At 73.4% G+C, this 17949-nt stretch carries 14 protein-coding genes; 11 read left to right on the top strand and 3 right to left on the bottom strand.

Annotation, left to right across the window (positions count from 1 at the left end):
- Window positions 1-31: 31 nt before the first annotated feature.
- Together ACZ4UU_RS33740 and ACZ4UU_RS33735 are read right to left on the bottom strand one after the other, a co-directional pair.
- Window positions 32-781, bottom strand: coding sequence for a DUF4142 domain-containing protein (locus ACZ4UU_RS33740; RefSeq protein WP_471907184.1), 750 nt, complete (start codon window positions 779-781; stop codon window positions 32-34).
- A gap of 119 nt (window positions 782-900) precedes the next feature.
- A complete protein-coding gene (locus tag ACZ4UU_RS33735; protein WP_471907183.1) occupies window positions 901-1956 on the bottom strand; it encodes an alpha/beta hydrolase family protein in 1056 nt (351 codons plus the stop codon).
- 172 nt (window positions 1957-2128) lie between these two features.
- Here ACZ4UU_RS33735 and ACZ4UU_RS33730 point away from each other — a divergent pair, with 172 nt between their 5' ends.
- Entirely contained in the window at window positions 2129-5035 is a 2907-nt protein-coding gene (locus ACZ4UU_RS33730) for a SpoIIE family protein phosphatase (protein WP_471907182.1), read from the top strand.
- 26 nt (window positions 5036-5061) lie between these two features.
- Here ACZ4UU_RS33730 and ACZ4UU_RS33725 read toward each other — a convergent pair whose 3' ends face one another.
- Complete coding sequence (locus ACZ4UU_RS33725; RefSeq protein WP_471907181.1) at window positions 5062-6567, bottom strand: alpha/beta fold hydrolase; 1506 nt, start codon at window positions 6565-6567, stop codon at window positions 5062-5064.
- Between the two features lie 143 nt (window positions 6568-6710).
- Here ACZ4UU_RS33725 and ACZ4UU_RS33720 point away from each other — a divergent pair, with 143 nt between their 5' ends.
- From ACZ4UU_RS33720 to ACZ4UU_RS33675, 10 genes are read left to right on the top strand one after another with little or no spacing between them, the layout of a single operon-like run.
- Window positions 6711-7967, top strand: coding sequence for an ATP-grasp domain-containing protein (locus ACZ4UU_RS33720; RefSeq protein WP_471907180.1), 1257 nt, complete (start codon window positions 6711-6713; stop codon window positions 7965-7967).
- Window positions 7964-8812 carry a Rossmann-like domain-containing protein gene (locus ACZ4UU_RS33715; protein ID WP_471907179.1) on the top strand — a complete coding sequence of 283 codons (849 nt, stop codon included), beginning with the start codon at window positions 7964-7966 and terminating at the stop codon, window positions 8810-8812. The genes ACZ4UU_RS33720 and ACZ4UU_RS33715 overlap by 4 nt, the downstream gene beginning before the upstream one ends.
- The gene (locus ACZ4UU_RS33710; RefSeq protein ID WP_471907178.1) at window positions 8809-9885 is read left to right on the top strand and encodes a PLP-dependent cysteine synthase family protein; all 1077 of its coding nucleotides are present in this window, start codon (window positions 8809-8811) and stop codon (window positions 9883-9885) included. Before ACZ4UU_RS33715 ends, ACZ4UU_RS33710 begins: the two co-directional genes overlap by 4 nt.
- Window positions 9882-10931, top strand: coding sequence for a dipeptide epimerase (locus tag ACZ4UU_RS33705; RefSeq protein WP_471907177.1), 1050 nt, complete (start codon window positions 9882-9884; stop codon window positions 10929-10931). The genes ACZ4UU_RS33710 and ACZ4UU_RS33705 overlap by 4 nt, the downstream gene beginning before the upstream one ends.
- The gene (locus tag ACZ4UU_RS33700; protein WP_471907176.1) at window positions 10915-12117 is read left to right on the top strand and encodes an MFS transporter; all 1203 of its coding nucleotides are present in this window, start codon (window positions 10915-10917) and stop codon (window positions 12115-12117) included. Before ACZ4UU_RS33705 ends, ACZ4UU_RS33700 begins: the two co-directional genes overlap by 17 nt.
- Complete coding sequence (locus ACZ4UU_RS33695) at window positions 12114-12896, top strand: class I SAM-dependent methyltransferase (RefSeq protein WP_471907175.1); 783 nt, start codon at window positions 12114-12116, stop codon at window positions 12894-12896. Before ACZ4UU_RS33700 ends, ACZ4UU_RS33695 begins: the two co-directional genes overlap by 4 nt.
- A 15-nt stretch (window positions 12897-12911) precedes the next feature.
- Complete coding sequence (locus ACZ4UU_RS33690; RefSeq protein ID WP_471907174.1) at window positions 12912-14483, top strand: ABC transporter substrate-binding protein; 1572 nt, start codon at window positions 12912-12914, stop codon at window positions 14481-14483.
- A 41-nt stretch (window positions 14484-14524) separates the two neighbouring features.
- Window positions 14525-15511, top strand: a complete 987-nt coding sequence (locus ACZ4UU_RS33685; protein ID WP_471907312.1) for an ABC transporter permease — start codon at window positions 14525-14527, stop codon at window positions 15509-15511.
- Window positions 15508-16338, top strand: coding sequence for an ABC transporter permease (locus ACZ4UU_RS33680; RefSeq protein ID WP_471907173.1), 831 nt, complete (start codon window positions 15508-15510; stop codon window positions 16336-16338). Before ACZ4UU_RS33685 ends, ACZ4UU_RS33680 begins: the two co-directional genes overlap by 4 nt.
- Window positions 16335-17885 carry an ABC transporter ATP-binding protein gene (locus tag ACZ4UU_RS33675; protein ID WP_471907172.1) on the top strand — a complete coding sequence of 517 codons (1551 nt, stop codon included), beginning with the start codon at window positions 16335-16337 and terminating at the stop codon, window positions 17883-17885. Before ACZ4UU_RS33680 ends, ACZ4UU_RS33675 begins: the two co-directional genes overlap by 4 nt.
- The last annotated feature ends 64 nt before the right edge of the window (window positions 17886-17949 follow it).

Below are 17949 nucleotides of genomic sequence, written 5' to 3'. Positions count from 1 at the left end.
GCCCACCGCCTCGGTCAGTCGACGTCCGCCGTCACTTGACGTCCGCGCTCGGCAGCGCTGACGGGGACGCGGTGTTGAGGTCTTCCAGGCCCTTGGGGATGGCGAGCGTGAGGACCGGCGCGCCCGGCTGCGGCGCGGGCGGGGTGAGCTGTTCCTTCGGCAGCTTCGGCGGGGTGGTCTGCTGGAAGTTGTTCGCGTCGAAGTTCACCAGTCCGGTCTTCTCCAGCACCGTGATGTGGTCGAGCACGGTGTCGTTCGCCAGGTCGGCCAGCTGACGGACCAAGGTGTTCTGCGTGTTGGCCCGGACCTTCGCGATGACCGGGAAGATCTGCCCGTGCGTCACGCGCATGATCGCCACCCCGGTGGCGTCGAACTCCTTGCCCGTCTTTGAGTCCACGGTCGCCACGAACTGCTGTTGCTGCGGGCTGGCCTGGTTGGGCAGCGTGATGTTCAGCTCGGCCGCGGCCTTGCGGCAGGCGAGGTCGAGCCGGGCGTGCCCCACGACCAGGTGCTCGCCGGCCTCCTTCATCTCCGGGGTCGTGCCGCGCTGCATCGCCATCATGCCCAGCGGATGCTCCCAGAGTCCGGCCGCGCGGACCTTCACCACGAAGTCCCGGTCGGCCTCGGTCAGCGGACCGTACTGGGTGTTGGCGACGACACGGTCCTGGTTGGCGGAGGTGTTCTCCACGCCCAGCATGGCGGGGTAGGCGAGGGCGGAGAGGGTCAGGACGAGGGCGCCTCCCACGAAGAAGGTTCCTACCATGCGGCGCGAGACGGGCATCGTGCCTCCAGAGACGAACGGCTCAGTACTTCAGGAGGTACGGACAGGGCGCGCGAAACAATCACCGCCGAGGGAAAAAACTTCCGGCTGCCCGTGCGTGGTGCGTCACAGGCGCGAACTCAGCCCAGGTGACGCTCGAGGAACGCCGTCGTCACGTCCATCGACTCCCCCCACCGCGGCCCGAAGCTGTGCCCCTCGCCCTCCCACGTCCGCAGCTCCACGTCCTTCCCCGCCGCCTCGAACGCGGCGGCGGTCGCCTTCGACCAGGCCAGGGGGCAGGTGTCGTCGGCGGTGCCGTGGTGGATCAGCAGGGGCTCGGTGACCCGGTCGGCATAGGTGACCGGCGAGACCTGCCGCCAGAACTCGGGGTTCTCCTCCGGTGTGCCGTGCGCCTCCTCGATGTCGTCGACGAGCGGGTCCCCTTCGGGCCGCTGGAACCGGTCGATGTTCTCCTCAGGGCGCGAGCTGACCGGCGCGAACACGACCGCCGCGTCGACGAGGCCGGGCGCCACGACCAGCGCGTTGTACACGACCCCACCACCCATCGACCGCCCCACCAGCCCGATCCGCTCGTCGTCGACGTTCGGCCGGGCGGCGGACCGCAGGGCCTGCACGGCGTTGATGACGTCCTCCGTGTAACCGAGCCGCAGATTGACGTCGTTGTCCGGGTCGTCGTCGGACCCGGCGTGGTTGCGGTAGTCGGTGTGCAGGACGACATAACCGTCGCGGGCGAGCAGGTCCTGCTCCCTGGGCATGCCGCGGCCGGTCGTGTACACGTCCGGGTCGATATAGCCGTGCGCCAGGACCAGCGCCGGGAAGGGGCCCTCGCCCCGCGGGACGTTCATGATCCCGGAGATGGTCAGCCCGTTGGACCGGTACGTGACGGCGTACTGCGTGTAGGCGTCGGTGCGCAGGCGGACGGCGCCGAGGCGGAGGCCGGAACCGTGGTGCTCGCGCTGGATCAGGGCCGGGAGGGAGACGGGGTCGGAGGGTGTGGGGGTGGGCGTCGGGGCCGGCGTCGCGCTCGTCGTGCCAGGGGTCGGGCCGGCCGCCCGTGTCGACGCCGGCGGATCCGTACGCGCCGTCCCGTCGCCGCCGCCACCTCCGGTGCAGCCGACGGCGACCGCCAGTACCAGCCCGGCGGCGACACGGGCAGCGTCCCGCGGGAACCGCATGGGCCAAGTATCGCTCGGCTGTCTCCCGCGGACGCGTTGGCGCCCACGCGGGGTGCCGGAAGCATCCTATTGTGATGTGCATCACGCAGGTCTAGGGTGATATGGCCTGGAGGCCCGCGCCGGGCCGTCGGCCGGGTGGCGGTGCGTGGCCGGGGCGGCTCCGGGTGAGGAAGTGATCCGGTTGTCCGTCGCCTGGGACGACATCGGCGGCCTCGTCGATGCCCATGAACGTTTCCTGGCCGGCTCCCTCATCGAGTCGGACGTCAGGGACTCGGTGCTCGACTCCTGGAAGCGCTGCCGCTCCGCCGGGCTCGAGCCGCATCGGCTGCTGGTCCCCTACAGCGCCGACGTGACGCTCGACGACCGGTTCCTGCGCGCCGCCGACCCGGTCCTGGAGAACCTGATCGCGTCCCTCGCCGACGTGGGCATGGCCATCGCGCTCTGCGACGCACAGGGCCGCATGGTGCGGCGGCTCGGCGGTGACCCACGGCTGCGCGAGCGCCTCGACGAGGTGCAGTTCGCTCCCGGCTTCGACGCCTCGGAACCGGTCGTGGGCACCAACGGCGTCGGCACCGCGCTGGCCGAGCGCGGACCCGTCTACGTCGCCGGCCGCGAGCACTTCGCCGACTGTCTGCAACCCTTCGCCTGCGCGGGCGCACCCGTCCGTGATCCGCTCAGCGGCCGTATCGAGGCCGTCCTCGACCTCACCTGTCTGCGCGACCAGGGCGATCCGGCCATGATGCGGATGGTCCGGGAAGCCGCCCGGAGCATCGAGGCCCGGCTGCTGGACCAGGCCACTCGCCGGGAGCGCGCGCTGCTCGCCGCTTACCGGCGGGCCGGCGGCCATCCGGAGGACTGGCCGAAACAGCCCGCGGACCTGCCGCACGGCCCGGACGGGGGCGTCGGTGCCCTGCCCCGGCTCGATCTGGTCGTGCTGCGGGAGAAGGCCGAGGAACTCCTCGCCTCGCCGCACCGCACCCTCGACGAGGTCGCATTGCCCAGCGGCCGCACCGCCACCCTGCTGCGCCGCCAGGTCACGGGCGAGGACGGGGAGGTCGGCGTGGCGGTCGAGGCCCGCGTCCTCGGCGGCCCGCAGCTGCGCCATCTCACGTCGTCGCCGTCGGCCACGCGGACCGCCCCGCTCGCCTCCGCCGTACCGGCTCTTGCCCCGCCGCCTGTGCGCGGCACTCTCCCGTCGAGCACGCCGGCACCGCCCGCGCCGCCCACCACCGCCCCGCCCGCCGCCCGGCGCTCCGTCGTGCCGTCGCCCTCCGCACCCCAGCCGTACCCCGGGTCCGGGCCCGACGTCGGCGGCAGCGTGGACGCCCCGCCCCGCCCCGACGGGCAGGGTGCCCAAGGCAGGCTGCTGCTCGTCGGTGAGCCCGGGGTCGGCCGGCTGGCCCTGCTGGCGCGGCGGCGCCTGGAGTTGCTGCACGACGCGAGCGTGCGGATCGGCACCACCCTGGACGTCACCCGCACCGCCGAGGAACTCGCCGAGGTGACCGTCCCCCGGTTCGCCGACTTCGTCGCCGTCGACCTGCCCGACTCGGTGCTGCGCGGTGAGGAACCGGAGGCGCTCGGCGGCCGGACCGCGCTGCGCCGGGTCGCCATCCGCGCCGTACGCAAGGACCCCCACCATCTGTACGACGTCGGCGACCTCGTCGAGTACGTGCCGTCCACGCCGCAGGCCCGCTCCCTGGAGACCAGGCAGTCCGTGCTGGAACCCGTCCTGTCCGAGGCGTCCGGCTGGCTCGCGCAGGACCCGGAACGGCTGGAAAGGGTGCTCGCGGCCGGGATCCACTCCCTGATCACCGTGCCGCTGCGGGCGCGGGGCACGACCCTCGGCGTGGTCAGCTTCTACCGCTCCCTGCGCCCCGCCTCCTTCGAGGACGACGACCTCTCCCTCGCCCAGGAACTGGCCGGCCGCGCCGCGATCTGCATCGACAACGCCCGCCGCTACACCCGCGAACACAACACGGCACTCGCCCTCCAGCGCAGCCTGTTGCCGCGGGGCCGCCCCCAACAGAGCGCCGTCGAGGTCGCCTACCGCTATCTGCCCGCGCAGGCCGGCGTCGGCGGCGACTGGTTCGACGTCATCCCGCTGTCCGGCGCCCGCGTCGCGCTGGTCGTGGGCGACGTCGTCGGGCACGGTCTGCACGCCGCGGCCACGATGGGCCGGCTGCGCACCGCCGTGCACAACTTCTGCTCCCTCGACCTGTCGCCCGACGACCTCCTCACCCACCTCGACGACCTGGTCGGTCGGCTCGACCGGGGCGAGGGTTGGGCGGCGGAGGGCACGCCCGACGCCGGCATCGTCGGGGCCACCTGTCTCTTCGCCGTCTACGATCCGGTGTCCCGGCGCTGCACCCTCACCCGCGCCGGGCACCCCTTGCCCGCGCTCGTCGCGCCCGACGGCACCGTCGAGTTCCTCGAGCTGCCCTCGGGCCCGCCCCTCGGCCTGGGCGGCCTGCCCTTCGAGACGGTCGAGCTGGAACTGGCCGAGGGCAGCCAGCTCGTGCTGTACACCGACGGGCTGGTCGAGGACCGCCACCGAGACATCGACGCCGGCCTCGACCGGCTGCGGACGGTCCTGGCCCATGCCGACCGCCCTCCCGAGGAGACCTGCGAGGCCGTCCTCGACGCCCTCCTCCCGGCCCGCCCCGGTGACGACGTCGCCCTGCTCGTCGCCCGCACCCGCACCCTGGGCGCCGACCGCGTGGCCCAGTGGGACCTGCCCAGCGACCCGGCGGTCGTCTCCCGCTCCCGCGCCGCGGTCACCGAACGACTCGCTGCCTGGGGCCTGGACGACCTGGCCTTCACCACCGAACTCATCGCCAGCGAACTCGTCACCAACGCCATCCGCCACGCCACCGGCCCCGTCCAGCTTCGACTGCTCCGCGACCGCGCCCTGATCTGCGAGGTCTCCGACGGCAGCGGCACCTCACCCCGCCTGCGCCGCGCACGCAGCACGGACGAGGGCGGCCGGGGCCTGTTCCTCGTCGCCCAGCTCACCGAGCGCTGGGGGACGCGGTACACCCCCAACGGCAAGATCATCTGGACGGAACAGCCGTTGCCGTGACGCTGCCGCCGGGGGAGTCGGGGGCGCTACGGCTTCCCCGGCGTCGGCAGTCCCGGCCCCTCGCACCGAGTGTCCGCCTCCGGCACCACGCCGTCGACGAGATACGCGGCGACCGTGCCGTCCACGCACCCGTTCCCCCGGCTGGCGAACACGCCGTGGGAGTAGTCGTCGTCGAGGACCACCAGCCGGGAACCGGGCAGCACCTCCCGCAGTCGCCGGGCGCCCTCGACGGGTGTCACCGGGTCGTGCGCGGACGCGACCAGCAGGACGGGCGGGCCGGCCGGGCTGCCCAGCGATGTCCGGCCGGCCGGGCGGTGGTGCCAGTACGCGCAGGCCGAGGCCTCAAGGCCGGTCAGGACCGGCCGCGGGTCCAGCCGCCGTATGCGGCGGATGTCCGCCACGATCTCGCGCGGCGTCGGGCCCGGGCCGTCCGCGCACTTCACGATCCGGTTGGCCGCCTCGTAGTTGCGGGATTCGGGGCTGTCGAAGGCGGAGGCGGGACGGAGACCGGCCACGCTGCCGTCCGTCAGGTATTTGCGCAGCCCGTCGGCCAGGCCCGTCCAGCGTTCGGTGCGGCCGAGGGCGCGGTAGACGGCCCGGTCGAACTCCGCGGGGCCGAAGCCGCTCACCGGGCGGGCGGCGAGGCTTTGACGTACGTGCAGATACGAACGCCGTACCGCTTCCGCCTGGTTGCCCAGGCCGAAGCGCTCCCGGTGCGCGGCGGTCCAGGCGAAGAACGTGTCGCGGGCACGGAGCAGGGCCCGGGCCTGGAGCACGTCGAAGTGGTACCAGTCCCAAGGGCCGACCACGCTGTCCAGCACCATACGACCCACCCGGTGCGGGAAGTGAGCGGCGTAGGCAGCGCCCAGGTAGGTGCCGTACGAGACACCCAGGAAGCTCGTCCGCCGCTCGCCCAGCGCGGAGCGGACGGCGTCCATGTCGTACGCCGTCTGCTCGGTGGAGAGGTACGGCAGCACCTCCGTGCCCGCGCCCGTCGCGCAGTCGTCGGCCAGACGGCGCTGTGAGTCGAGGTACGCCCGCTCGGCGCGCGGGCCCACCGGTACCGGGTCCGTGCCCGCAGCGGTGAACAGGCCGCCCATCGCGCCGCAGTCGACCGGCGTGCTGTGGCCGACGCCGCGGGGGTCGAAGCCGATGACGTCGTACGCGCGCCGCACGCTCGCAGGGAGTTTGGCGCGCTTGGTCACCGCGTAGGGGAGCCCGGAGCCGCCCGGGCCGCCGGGGTTCACCAGCAGGATGCCGCGCCGTTCGGCCGGGGCGCCGGAGGCGGGGACGCGGGAGACGGCGACCTCGATGCGCGGGCCGGACGGTCGCTTCCAGTCCAGCGGGACGGTGAGGCGCCCGCACTCCACGCGGTCCGGTGCGGGTGGGGCCGGTACGGAATCCGGGCAGGCGCCGAAGGTGAGGGTGCCCGTGGCGCGGGCGGAGGCGGAGGCGGGGACGGCCGCGGGAAGCAGGGCCGCGGCGGCTGTGAGGGCGCACAGCAGGGCGGCGGGCCGGGGCGGGATGGACAAGGGCACTCCCAGATTGAGTAAGAACGGGCTAGCAAATGAAAATGATTATCGCTAACGTGTGCGCGTCAAGTCCGGCACCTCTCCGACCGAGGGGCGCCCCGGGCTGCCTTGACGTCTGAACTCACGGCACGAAAAGGGGAGTTGTGGCTCATCTGCTGGTGGTAGAGAGCTGGGTCGGGTCGATGAGCAGGCTGCTGCCACGGGCGATCCGGGAGGGCGGACACGAGTTCACCTTCCTCACCCGTGACCTGCATCACTACCTGCGCTCGGCGCCCGAGGGGGCGGCGCACCCGCTGCTCGGCGCCCGCAACGTGATCACGACCGACACCAACGACCTCGACTCCCTGCTGCCCGAGGTGGCACGGCTGCACTCGGTGCTCGCCTTCGACGGGGTGATCACCTCGTGCGACTACTACCTGCCGGCGGTAGCCCGCATCGCCGGGCACCTCGGCCTGCCCGGCCCCGGCCCCGAGGCCGTGGAGAACGCCTGCCGCAAGGACGCCACCCGCCGCGTCCTCGCCGACGCCGGCCTGCCCGGACCGCGCTTCGCCGTGCACGAGGAGTGGGCCGACCTCGCGCGGGCCGCCAGGGAGATCGGCTACCCGCTCGTCGCCAAGCCGGTCGACCTGTGCGCGGGCATGTATGTGCGGCGCGTCGACGACGAGGCACAACTGGCAGACCTGGTACGAGCCCTGGCCGACTTCCCGGTCAACGCCCGCGGCCAGCGCCGTACCTCCGCGGTCCTCCTCGAAGAGCTCCTCGACGGCCCCGAGGTGAGCGTCGAGACCGTGTCGTACGCGGGCGCCGTGCACATGGTCGGCGTCACCGACAAGAGCATCGGCGGAGCGCCCGCCTTCATCGAGACCGGCCACATGTTCCCGGCCGCGCTGCCGCTCGCCGACCTCGACGCCGCCGAGCAGACCGCCCTCGGCGCGCTCAAGGCCCTCGGGCTGACCGACGGGGTCGTGGCGCACACCGAGATCAAGCTGACCTCCGCCGGACCCCGGGTCGTCGAGGTCAACCCCCGGCCCGCCGGCAACCGCATCACCGAGCTCGTCCGCCACGTCACCGGAATCGACCTCGCCGCCGCCTTCGTGGACGTGGCCCTCGGCCGCCGCCCCGACCTCAGGCGCACGGACACCGGCCTGCGCAGCGCCGCCGTCGGCTTCCTCGTCCCGGACCGCGCGGGCACGCTCGAAGCGCTCGACGCCGCTCAGCTCGCCGACGAAACAGGCGTGTTGGAAGTGCAGCTCGCCGAACCCGGCAAGGCCGTGAAGGCGGCGGGCAGCAACAACGAGTACCTGGGCCACGTCATGGCAGGCGATCCCGACGGGCCCGGCGCCCGCGACCGCGTCGAGGGCCTGCTGGCCGACCTGCGCGCCGGGATGGTGATCCGATGACCCCGGTCGGCATCCGGCCCACGGCGCCCAGCCGGACGTACGGCGATCTCGTCGACCAGGTCCGCGCGGGCGCCCTCGGCCCCGACCCCCGCACCCAGCGCGTCGCCGTCGCCTTCACCACCCGGCAGGCCGTACGGCACGACGGGCGCGGCACCGGCTACCGCAACGAGGTGCTCAGCCTGCGGCTCGCCGCGGCCGTCGGGTCGTGCGCCGTCGAGCCCGGGGAGCTGCCGGACAGCGCACTCGACGACTGCGTCGGCGCCGACGTGGCAGGGCTGCTGGACCACCCGCTGGCCGCGGTGCGGGTGGCCGCCCTCGATGCCTACCTGATGCACGTCACCCCGCACACACCGGACCACGGGGCGCTGCCCGTCGCGCTGCCCGCCGGGTCCTCGTTGGAGAAGTCCGAGGCCAGGGCGAGAGCCGTGGTCGAGCTGCTGGATCTGTCGGCCGGGGCCACGGTGCTCGTCGTCGGAGTCGTCAACTCCCTGCTGGGCGCCCTGCGTTCGCGTGGACTCGGCTATGTCCCGTGCGACCTCAAGGGCGGGGCGACGGAGTGGGGAGAGCCGGTCGTGGCGGACGCCCTCGCCGCGGCCGAGGGCTGTGACGCGCTGCTGGTGTCCGGGATGACCCTGGGCAACGGCACCTTCGAGCCCCTGCGGGAGCACGCGCTGCGGCACGGCAAGCAGCTGGTGATGTTCGCGCAGACCGGCAGCGCGGTGCTGCCCCGCTTCCTGGGGCACGGTGTGAGCGCGGTGTGCGCGGAGCCGTACCCCTTCTTCTGGCTCGACGGCGGACCCGGGATCGTCCACCGCTACCGCTGTGCCGGGGGTGGTGTGCGATGACCGCCACCGCCGTACGGTCCACCGCCCGCCCGGAGTTGCTCACCCTGCTCGGCCGCACGCCCGTCGTCCGTGTCACCGCCGACCTGCCGGGCCCCCACCCCGGCTTCTGGGCCAAACTCGAAGGACTCGCGGCGGGCGGCATGAAGGCGCGGGCCGCCGTGTCGATGCTGCTCGGCGCCCGCGAGCGCGGCGAACTGCTGCCCGGTGCCCCGGTCGTGGAGTCCACCTCCGGCACGCTCGGCGTCGGGCTGGCCTTCGCCGGGCAGGCGCTCGGCCACCCCGTCGTACTGGTCGGCGACAGCGAACTGGAGCCGTCCATGCGGCAGTTGCTGCGCGCGCACGGCGTCCGCCTGGAGCTCGTCGACCGCCCGGCACCGCAGGGCGGCTGGCAGGCCGCACGGCTCGACCGGCTGCGCGCACTGCTCGCCGAACTGCCCGGCGCCTACTGGCCCGACCAGTACAACAACCCCGACAACACGACCGGCTACGCCTCCCTGGCCGCCGAACTCGTCGTGCAGCTGGACCACTTGGACGTCCTGGTGTGCAGCGTCGGCACGGGCGGCCACAGCGCCGGGATCATCGGCCCGCTGCGCCGGCACTGGCCCGCCCTCCGGCTCATCGGTGTCGACGCCACCGGCTCCACGATCTTCGGCCAGCCCGCCCGCCCCCGCCTCATGCGCGGCCTCGGCAGCAGCATCCACCCGCGCAACGTCGCCTACGACGCCTTCGACGAGGTCCACTGGATCGGCCCCGCCGAGGCCGTGGACAGCTGCCGCAGGCTCGCCCGGGGCAGCTTCGTCAGCGGCGGCTGGAGCACGGGCGCCGTGGCGCGGGTCGCCGCCTGGGCGGCCCGCGTGCACCCGGGCGCGGTCGTCGCCACCGTCTTCCCCGACGGGCCGCACCGCTACCTCGGCACCGTCTACGACGACGACTTCCTCACCGCCCACGGCCTCGACCTCGCGGGTGCCGCCACCCGGCCCGTGGAGATACCGCGTCCGTACGCCGTCGAGGCGACCGGCTGGGCGCGGTGCACGCGGGTCACCGATCCACTCTCCTCCGGAAGGACCGAATGAAGGCCCGTCTGCGCACCGTACGCCTCGAACTCGCCGAGCCGCTGCGCATCTCCCGCTCCACGATGACCGCCCGCGACGCCGTGTGGCTGGGCGTCGAGCACGACGGGGTGACCGGACACGGCGAGGCCGTCAGCAGCGTGTACTACGGCCTGGACGCCGACACGCTCGTGCGGCTGATCTCGTCGGTCGACCTGGAACGGTTCGCCGATCCCGAGAGCGCGCTGGAGGCCCTGTCCTCCGGCACCGCTCCAGGCGTTCCGCCCGCCGTCACCGCCGCCGTGGAATCCGCGCTCCTCGACCTGGTCGGCAAGCGCGCCGGCGTCCCCGTCCACCGCCTGCTCGGCGCGCAGGCAGCTCCCGTGGCCGCCACCGCGCGCACCATCGGCATCACCTCGCCCACCCGCGCGGCCGCCGAGGCCCGCCGGCTGGCCGCGAGCGGCTTCGAGATCGTCAAGGTCAAGGCGGGCACCCCCGACCCCGAGGACGACATCGAACGCGTACGGGTCATCCGCGACGCCGCGCCCCGGGTCCGGCTGCTCCTCGACCCCAACGGCGCCTGGACCACCGCACAGGCCTCCGCGCTGCTGCCCCGGTACGCCGACCTCGGCGTCGAGGCCGTCGAGCAGCCCCTCGCGCCCGGCGACCCGGACGCGCTGGGCGCCCTCGCCGAGAAGTCGCCGCTGCCGGTCATCGCCGACGAGGACGCCGTGTCACTGGACGACGTCCGCCGGCTGGCCGGACGCGTCCACGGCGTCAACGTCAAGCTCGCCAAGTGCGGGGGCGTCCGGGCGGCCCTGCGGATCGCCGAGTCGATCGAGGGCAGCGGGACCGAGCTGATGCTCGGCTGCCTCACCGCCAGCACCCTCGGCATCGCACCCGCCGTCCACCTGGCCGGCCGCGCCCGCTGGACCGACCTCGACGGACACCTGCTGCTGGCCCGCGACCCGTGGCGGGGGATAGGCGGCGACGACGGCGTCGTACGCACAAGTTCCCTTCCCGGACTGGGAGTCGAGGAGGTGGAGACCGCCCATGAAGACGTGGCGTGAGATGCGGGCCTTCCCGCTCGCCGTCCAACTCCTCCTCGTCAACCAGCTCGGCGTCAACACCGGCTTCTACCTCCTCATCCCGTACCTCGCCACCCACCTCGGCGAGAACCTGGGCATGTCGGCGGCCGTCGTCGGCATCGTGCTCGGCGTGCGCAACCTCAGCCAGCAGGGCCTGTTCATCATCGGCGGCTCGGCGTCGGACCGGCTCGGGGCGCGGGGCGTGATCATCGCCGGATGCGCGCTGCGGACCGTCGGCTTCGGACTGTTCGCGCTGGGCGACGGCCTGCCGGTGCTGCTCGCGGCGTCCGTGCTCAGCGGGCTCGCGGGGGCGCTGTTCAACCCGGCCGTGCGGGCCTATCTCGCGCAGGAGGCGGGGGAGCGCAAGGCGGAGGCGTTCGCGCTGTTCAACGTGTTCGCCACGACCGGCGCGCTCATCGGGCCGCTGCTCGGCAGCGCCCTGCTCCTCGTCGACTTCCGTACGTCCGCGCTGACCGCCGCCGGCATCTTCGCGGTCCTCACCGTCGCCCAGGCCCTCGTCCTGCCCGCGCGCAAGGTCGAGCCGACCGGCAGCGGCGTCCTGGGGGACTGGCGCGAGGTGCTCGGCAACCGGGCCTTCCTCGCCTTCGCGCTCGCCATGGTCGGCATGTTCACCCTGGAGAACCAGCTCTACCTGCTGCTGCCCGCAGGGGCCCGGGAGGCCACCGGGTGGGACGGGGCGGCCGGACTGGTGTTCCTGATCGGTACGGTGGCCAACCTCGCGCTCCAGCTGCGCATAACCCGCTCGCTCAAGTCCCGAGGCTCCAGACCGCGTTGGATCGCCACGGGGCTCGCCGTGATGGGGCTGGCCTTCCTGCCACCCCTGCTCGGCGCACCACTGGTACTGCTCAGCGCCCTCCTGCTCTACCTCGGCATCATGATGGCCTCCCCGTTCGTGATGGAGCTCATCCCCGGCTTCGGCCGCTCCGAGCTGACCGGCACGTACTTCGGGATCTTCTACGTCGTCTCCGGCATCGCCGCCGCCGTCGGCAACGCGGTCGTCGGCTGGGCCATGGACGCCGGGGAGAACCTGCCCTGGATGTGCTGCGCCGCCGTGGGACTGGCATCGGCGGGCGCGGTCGCGTGGCTGCATCGCCGTGGGGCGCTGCCGGCTCAGGCGGAGCCCGTGCGCGAGAGGGCACGCGCATGACCGACGCCAACCTCCTCACCGACAACCCAGCCCTCTACGAGGCCCGCTTCCCCGACGCCGACCGGCTCGCCGGGCGCTGGGCGGAGGACTGTCTGCGCCGGTACGACGCCGGGCCGCGCCTCCTCGACATGGGCTGCGGCACCGGCCGCGACGCCGCGCACCTGCATGCCGCCGGCCGCGTGGTCACCGGCGCCGACATCTCCGAGGCGATGCTGGCGTACGCCCGTGCCCGGCATCCCGGCCCCGAGTACGTCCAGGCCGACCTGCACGGCTTCGACCTGGGCGGGTTCGACGCCGTCGTCTGTCTGGACAGCTCCCTGCTGTACTGCCACACCAACGACCAGCTCGACGGCTTCCTCGCCTCCTGCCGGGAGGCCCTCGCCCCGGGCGGGCTGCTGGTCGCGGAGATGCGCAACGGGGCGTACTTCCTGGGCCGTACGGACCTCCTGGACAGCCCGAAGGTCGACTCCTTCACCTGGCAGGGCACCGCCTACCGGTCCCGCACCACCCTGACCGTCGACCGCACCGCCCAACTCCTGCGCCGCACCCGCGTATGGACCGCCGACGACGGATCACGGCCCGTCGAACAGCGGTCCGCCTGGCGGCTGTTGTTCCCGCACGAGCTGCGCCGCTTCCTCACCGCCCACGGCTTCGAGGTGCTCGAACTGCACGACGGACCCGGACCACGCACCGAACCTCCCTGGCAGGAGGGCGAGTTGCCCGGGGCCACCACCGACGCGGACCGGCTGCACCTCGTCGCGCGCCTGCACACCCTCTGACACCAAGGACCACTCATGTACGACGAACGTTTCCCCGGCCTGCGCCGACGCGGCTTCCTCGCCGCCACCTCGGGCGCCGCCGCCCTCGCCCTCGTCGGCTGCTCAGGCGGCACGGACGACAAGACGGAGAGCACCTCCGGCACCCCCAAGCGTGGCGGGCGGCTGCGCGCCGCGTTCGCCGGGGGCGGTGCGAGCGAGACCCTCGATCCGCATCTGGCCAACCTCTTCGCCGACGTCGCCCGCGCCAAGGCGCTCTACGACAAGCTCGCCGACTACGGCGCCGACCTCTCCGCCCAGCCCCGCCTCGCCGAGAAGTGGGAGTCCAACAAGACACTGGACCGCTGGCAGGTGACGCTGCGTCAGGCCACGTTCCATGACGGCAGGCCGGTCACCGCCAAGGACGTCCTCTACAGCTACCGCCGTATCGCCGACCCCGAGCAGGCGTTCCGCGCCAAGGCATCGCTGGAACCCGTCGACCTCGACGCCAGCCGCGCCACCGGCGAGCGGTCCGTCGAGTTCGTCCTCAAGCGGCCCACCGCCGAGTTCCCCAACATCCTGGCCGCGTTCGGCGCGTACATCGTCCCCGAGAACGCCACCGGCACCGACTTCGACAAGAAGCCGGTGGGCTCCGGCCCCTTCCGGTTCGTCTCCTTCGCCCCCGGCCGCTCCGCCGTGTTCCGCCGCAACGACGACTACTGGGACGGCGCCCCGCACCTCGACGAGATCGAGTTCGTCGTCGCCAACGAGGAGTCCGCCCGTGTCAACGCCCTCCTCGGCGGCCAGGTCGAGTACGCCCACGAGCTCAACCCGACCACGGCCCGCGCCCACGAGGCCGGAGGCCAGATCGAGATCGTGCGGCTGCGCAACAGCGCCATGCAGGCGTTCTGCATGAAGACCGACCGGGCGCCGTTCGACGACAAGCGGGTCCGCGAGGCCTTCTTCCTGATCGCCGACCGGAAGGAACTCGTCGACGGCGCCCTGTCCGGCGCGGGCGAGGTCGGCAACGACCTGTTCGGCAAGGGCTACGAGTACTACGCGGCCGACCTGCCGCAGCGCGAGCAGGACCTCGACAAGGCCCGCGCCCTGCTGAAGAAGGCCGGCGCCGAGAAGCTGAAGGTCACCCTGGACACCTCGGCCGTCGCCGCCGGGTTCACCGAGGCCGCCGGCATCTTCCGCGACCAGGCCGCCAAGGCCGGCGTCACCATCGACGTGAAGATGGGCAGCAAGGACTCCTACTGGAGCGACATCCTCGACAACGGCACCCTGTGCTGCTACCGCTCCGGCGCCATGCCCATCGAGGCCCACTTCTCCCAGCGCCTGCTCACCGACTCCACCACCAACGCCACCAAGTGGCGGCACAAGGACTTCGACGCCCTCTACCAGCAGGCCCAGTCCACTCGCGACAAGACGGAACGGGCAGCGGTGTACGAGCGCATGCAGCGCCGCCTGTACGCCGAGGGCGGCTTCCTCATCTGGGGCTTCGCCGACTGGATCATCGGAACGGCGCGCACGGTGAGGGGGGTTGCGACAAAGGCTCCCGCCAACACCCTGGACTGGGCCCGCTTCGACAGGGTGTGGCTGGCGTGACGAGATGGTGGGGCGGCAGCGCCCCCAAGGGGCGCGGAGAGCTGCCCGACCAGCCACGACGGCGCAGCACCCGCCCGACGGCCCATCTCCCCTTCGTCACCAGGCGCCTCCTGCTCGGCGCGGCCCAGACCGTGGCGGTCGTGCTCCTGGTCTTCGCCCTGACGGAAGCGCTGCCGGGCGACGCGGCGGTCGCCCTCGCCGGCGACCAGCCGGACCCCGCCCGCATCGCCGCGATCCGCGAGGCGATGGACCTCGACCGTCCCGCACCCGAGCGGCTGGCCGACTGGGCGGCAGGCCTGCTGCACGGCGACTTCGGCACGTCCCTCGCCTCCGGCCGCCCGGTCACCCAGTACATCACCGACGCATTCGGCCCCACCCTGCTGCTGGCCGCGCTGACACTGGCCCTCCTCGTCCCGCTCGGCTTCGGCCTGGGCGTGCTCGCGGCCCGCCACGAGGGACGCCTCGTCGACCGGGTGGTCAGCTCGGTCACGCTGGCCGTGTACGCCGTCCCCGAGTTCGCCCTCGGCGTGCTGCTGGTGACGGTCCTCGCCCTGAAACTGGCCTGGCTGCCGCCGACGGCGGTCGGCTACGGCACCGACCTGCTGGGCCACCCGGCCGCCCTGGTCCTGCCGGTGCTGGTCCTGCTGTCCCGCCCGGTGTGCTCCCTGTCCCGCCTGGTCCGGGCCGGCATGGTCGACGCCCTGGCCTCCCCGTACGCCGCCCACGCCCGCCGCTACGGCGTCCCCGGCGCCCGCGTCCGCTACGCCCACGCCCTGCCGAACGCCCTCGCCCCGGCCGCGCAGCAACTCGCCCGTACCGTCGACTGGCTGCTGTGCGGGGTGATCGTGGTGGAGGCGCTCTTCGTGATCCCGGGCCTGGGCACGGTCCTCCTCAACGCCGTGGCCGAACGGGACGTACCCGTCGTGCAGGGGCTGGCCGTGGTGTTCGGTGTGCTGACGGTGCTGCTCAACCTCGGGGCCGACCTGGTGGCGCACCGGCTGACCCCGCGTGCGGGGGTGGCCGCATGACGACGTACCGCCGTTTCGCGCTCGGTGTCACCGTCGTCGCCGTGCCCCTCGTCCTGGCCCTGCTCGGGCCGCTGTTCGTGGGTGACCCCGGCCCCCGGGCCGTCTCCTTCACCCTCGGCGGCGACCACTGGCTCGGCACCGACTTCGTGGGCCGTGATGTCTGGCACCAGGTCCTGCTGGGCGGCCGTACGGTCGTGCTCACCGCGCTCGCCGCCACCGCGCTCGCGTATCTCGTCGCCGTCCCGGTCGCGCTCGTCAGCGCGCTGACCCGCGTCCGCCCGCTGGAGGAGCTGCTGATGCGGCCGCTGGACGTGCTGCTCGCCGTACCGTCGCTGCTGCTGATCCTGCTCGTGGCCTCCGTGTTCTCGCCGGGCGCCGTCGGGCTCGCGCTGCTCGTGGCGCTGGTGAACGTGCCCGACGCGGCGCGGATCGTGCGGGCGGCGGCGGGGGAGGCCGCGGCACGTCCCGCCGTCGAGGCGCTGCGGATGCAGGGGGAGACCTGGTGGCGGATCGCCGTCGGCTACGTCGGCCGGTCGGCGCTGCGCACCCTCGCCGCCGACGCCGGGATCCGGCTGACGGGTGTGCTGTACCTGGTGTCGACGGCCGCGTTCCTCGGCGTCGGTGTCGCGCCGGACGCCGCCGACTGGGCGGTCATGGTCGACCGCAACCGCACCGGTCTGCTGGTGCAGCCCTGGGCCGTGGTGGTGCCCGCGCTGCTGATCGTGGCGCTGACGACGGGGACGAACCTCCTCTTCGACGCCGCACTGGAGAAGAAGGCCGTGCCGGCGGCGGGTGCCGCCCGGGAGAAGAAGGGACGACGCCGGTGAGCCCAGCAACGCAGGCGGCGGTCGCCGAGATCCGCGACCTGCGCGTCGAGATCGACGGCCGCCCCCTCGTGGACGGTGTGCGTCTGCGCGTACCGCCCGGGAAGGTGACCGCCCTGGTCGGCGCCTCGGGCAGCGGCAAGACCACGACCGGCCTGGCGCTGCTGGGGGAGTACCCGGCCGGCGCGCTGGTCACGGGCGAGGTGCGGCGGCCGGGAGACGGCCCGGTGGGCTATGTGCCCCAGCACCCGGCGGCGGTCCTCAACCCGGCCCGCCGCGTCAGCGCCCTCCTCGACGACATCGCCCGCCCCCAGGTCCGCCACCTGCCCCGCGCGGAACGCCGCGAGGCGGCCCGCGCACTGGTCCTACGGGCCCTGGAGGACGCCCAGCTCCCGGACGCACAAGTTTTGTTGCGCCGGTATCCGCACCAGCTCTCCGGCGGACAGCAGCAACGCGTCGTCCTCGCCCAGGCGCTGCTGCTCGGCGCCCGCGTCATCGTCGCCGACGAACCCACCACCGGCCAGGACGCGTTGACCAAGAGCCGTATCGTCGAGCAGCTCGCCGCCGTCGCGGCGCGCGGCATCGCGGTCGTCCTGCTCAGTCATGACCTGGACGTGGTGCACGCCCTCGCCGACGAGGTTCTCGTCATGCGCGAGGGGCGGGTCGTGGAGTCGGGCCCGGTGGAACGGCTGTGGACGGCACCCCGGCACGAGTGGACCCGCCGGCTGCTCGACGAACAGCGCTCGGCACCGCGGGACGGGGCGGCCGCCGAGACCGGTCAACCCGTCCTGGAGGTACGGGACCTGACTGCCGTGCACGACCGCCGGACCGCAGTTCTGCGCGCCCCGCACCTCGCTCTGCACCCGGGCGAATGCGTGGCCGTCGTCGGCCGTTCCGGCAGCGGCAAGACCACGCTCGCCCGCTGCCTGGCGGGCCTGCACAGCGACCACGACGGCGACATCCTGCTCGACGGCACGTCCCTCCCCCGCAGCCTCCGCCGCCGCGACCGGACCCAACTCGCCGCCGTGCAGTACGTCTTCCAGGACGCCCGCGCCGCCTTCGACGAACACCGGCCCGTGCTGCCCCAGGTGGCCCGCACGGCCGTACGCCTGCGTGGCCTCGACGAACGGGCGGCCACGGCCGAGGCGTCGGCGACCCTGAACCGTCTCGGTCTGCCCGAGCGCCTGGCGCACCGCCGCCCCGGCGAACTCTCCGGCGGCGAACTCCAGCGCGCCGCCCTCGCCCGGGCGCTGCTCGCCCGCCCGCGGGTGCTGATCTGCGACGAGGTCACCTCCGGCCTGGACACCGTCACCCGGCGAAGCATCCTCGACGTCCTCGCGGGCCTGGTCGGCGAGGACGACGAGCTGTCCCTCGTCCTCGTCACCCACGACCTGGACACCGCACGCCTGGCCCATCGCGTCGCCGTACTGGACGCGGGGGAGATCGTCGAACAGGGACCGGCGCAACAGATCCTGACTGATCCTCAGCACCCGTTCACGATCGCTCTCATGCGGACCACGGAGCGCCTGGAGACAGGTACCCGGTTGTGAGAGCCGACCTCCGGGCGGTTCGCGGAGGAGACGGGAAGGCCTCGGCGGGTGGCCCGGAGGTCGG

This window comes from Streptomyces sp. NPDC028907 (assembly GCF_055564995.1).
This window is presented reverse-complemented; position numbering and strand designations above follow the sequence as displayed.

Bases quoted from the DNA above. Each gene is read 5' to 3' on its own strand.
- ACZ4UU_RS33740 (WP_471907184.1), bottom strand. From the start codon at position 781: ATGCCCGTCTCGCGCCGCATGGTAGGAACCTTCTTCGTGGGAGGCGCC.
- ACZ4UU_RS33735 (WP_471907183.1), bottom strand. From the start codon at position 1,956: ATGCGGTTCCCGCGGGACGCTGCCCGTGTCGCCGCCGGGCTGGTACTG.
- ACZ4UU_RS33715 (WP_471907179.1), top strand. From the start codon at position 7,964: ATGACCCCGGTCGGCATCCGGCCCACGGCGCCCAGCCGGACGTACGGC.
- ACZ4UU_RS33710 (WP_471907178.1), top strand. From the start codon at position 8,809: ATGACCGCCACCGCCGTACGGTCCACCGCCCGCCCGGAGTTGCTCACC.
- ACZ4UU_RS33705 (WP_471907177.1), top strand. From the start codon at position 9,882: ATGAAGGCCCGTCTGCGCACCGTACGCCTCGAACTCGCCGAGCCGCTG.
- ACZ4UU_RS33700 (WP_471907176.1), top strand. From the start codon at position 10,915: ATGAAGACGTGGCGTGAGATGCGGGCCTTCCCGCTCGCCGTCCAACTC.
- ACZ4UU_RS33695 (WP_471907175.1), top strand. From the start codon at position 12,114: ATGACCGACGCCAACCTCCTCACCGACAACCCAGCCCTCTACGAGGCC.
- ACZ4UU_RS33690 (WP_471907174.1), top strand. From the start codon at position 12,912: ATGTACGACGAACGTTTCCCCGGCCTGCGCCGACGCGGCTTCCTCGCC.
- ACZ4UU_RS33680 (WP_471907173.1), top strand. From the start codon at position 15,508: ATGACGACGTACCGCCGTTTCGCGCTCGGTGTCACCGTCGTCGCCGTG.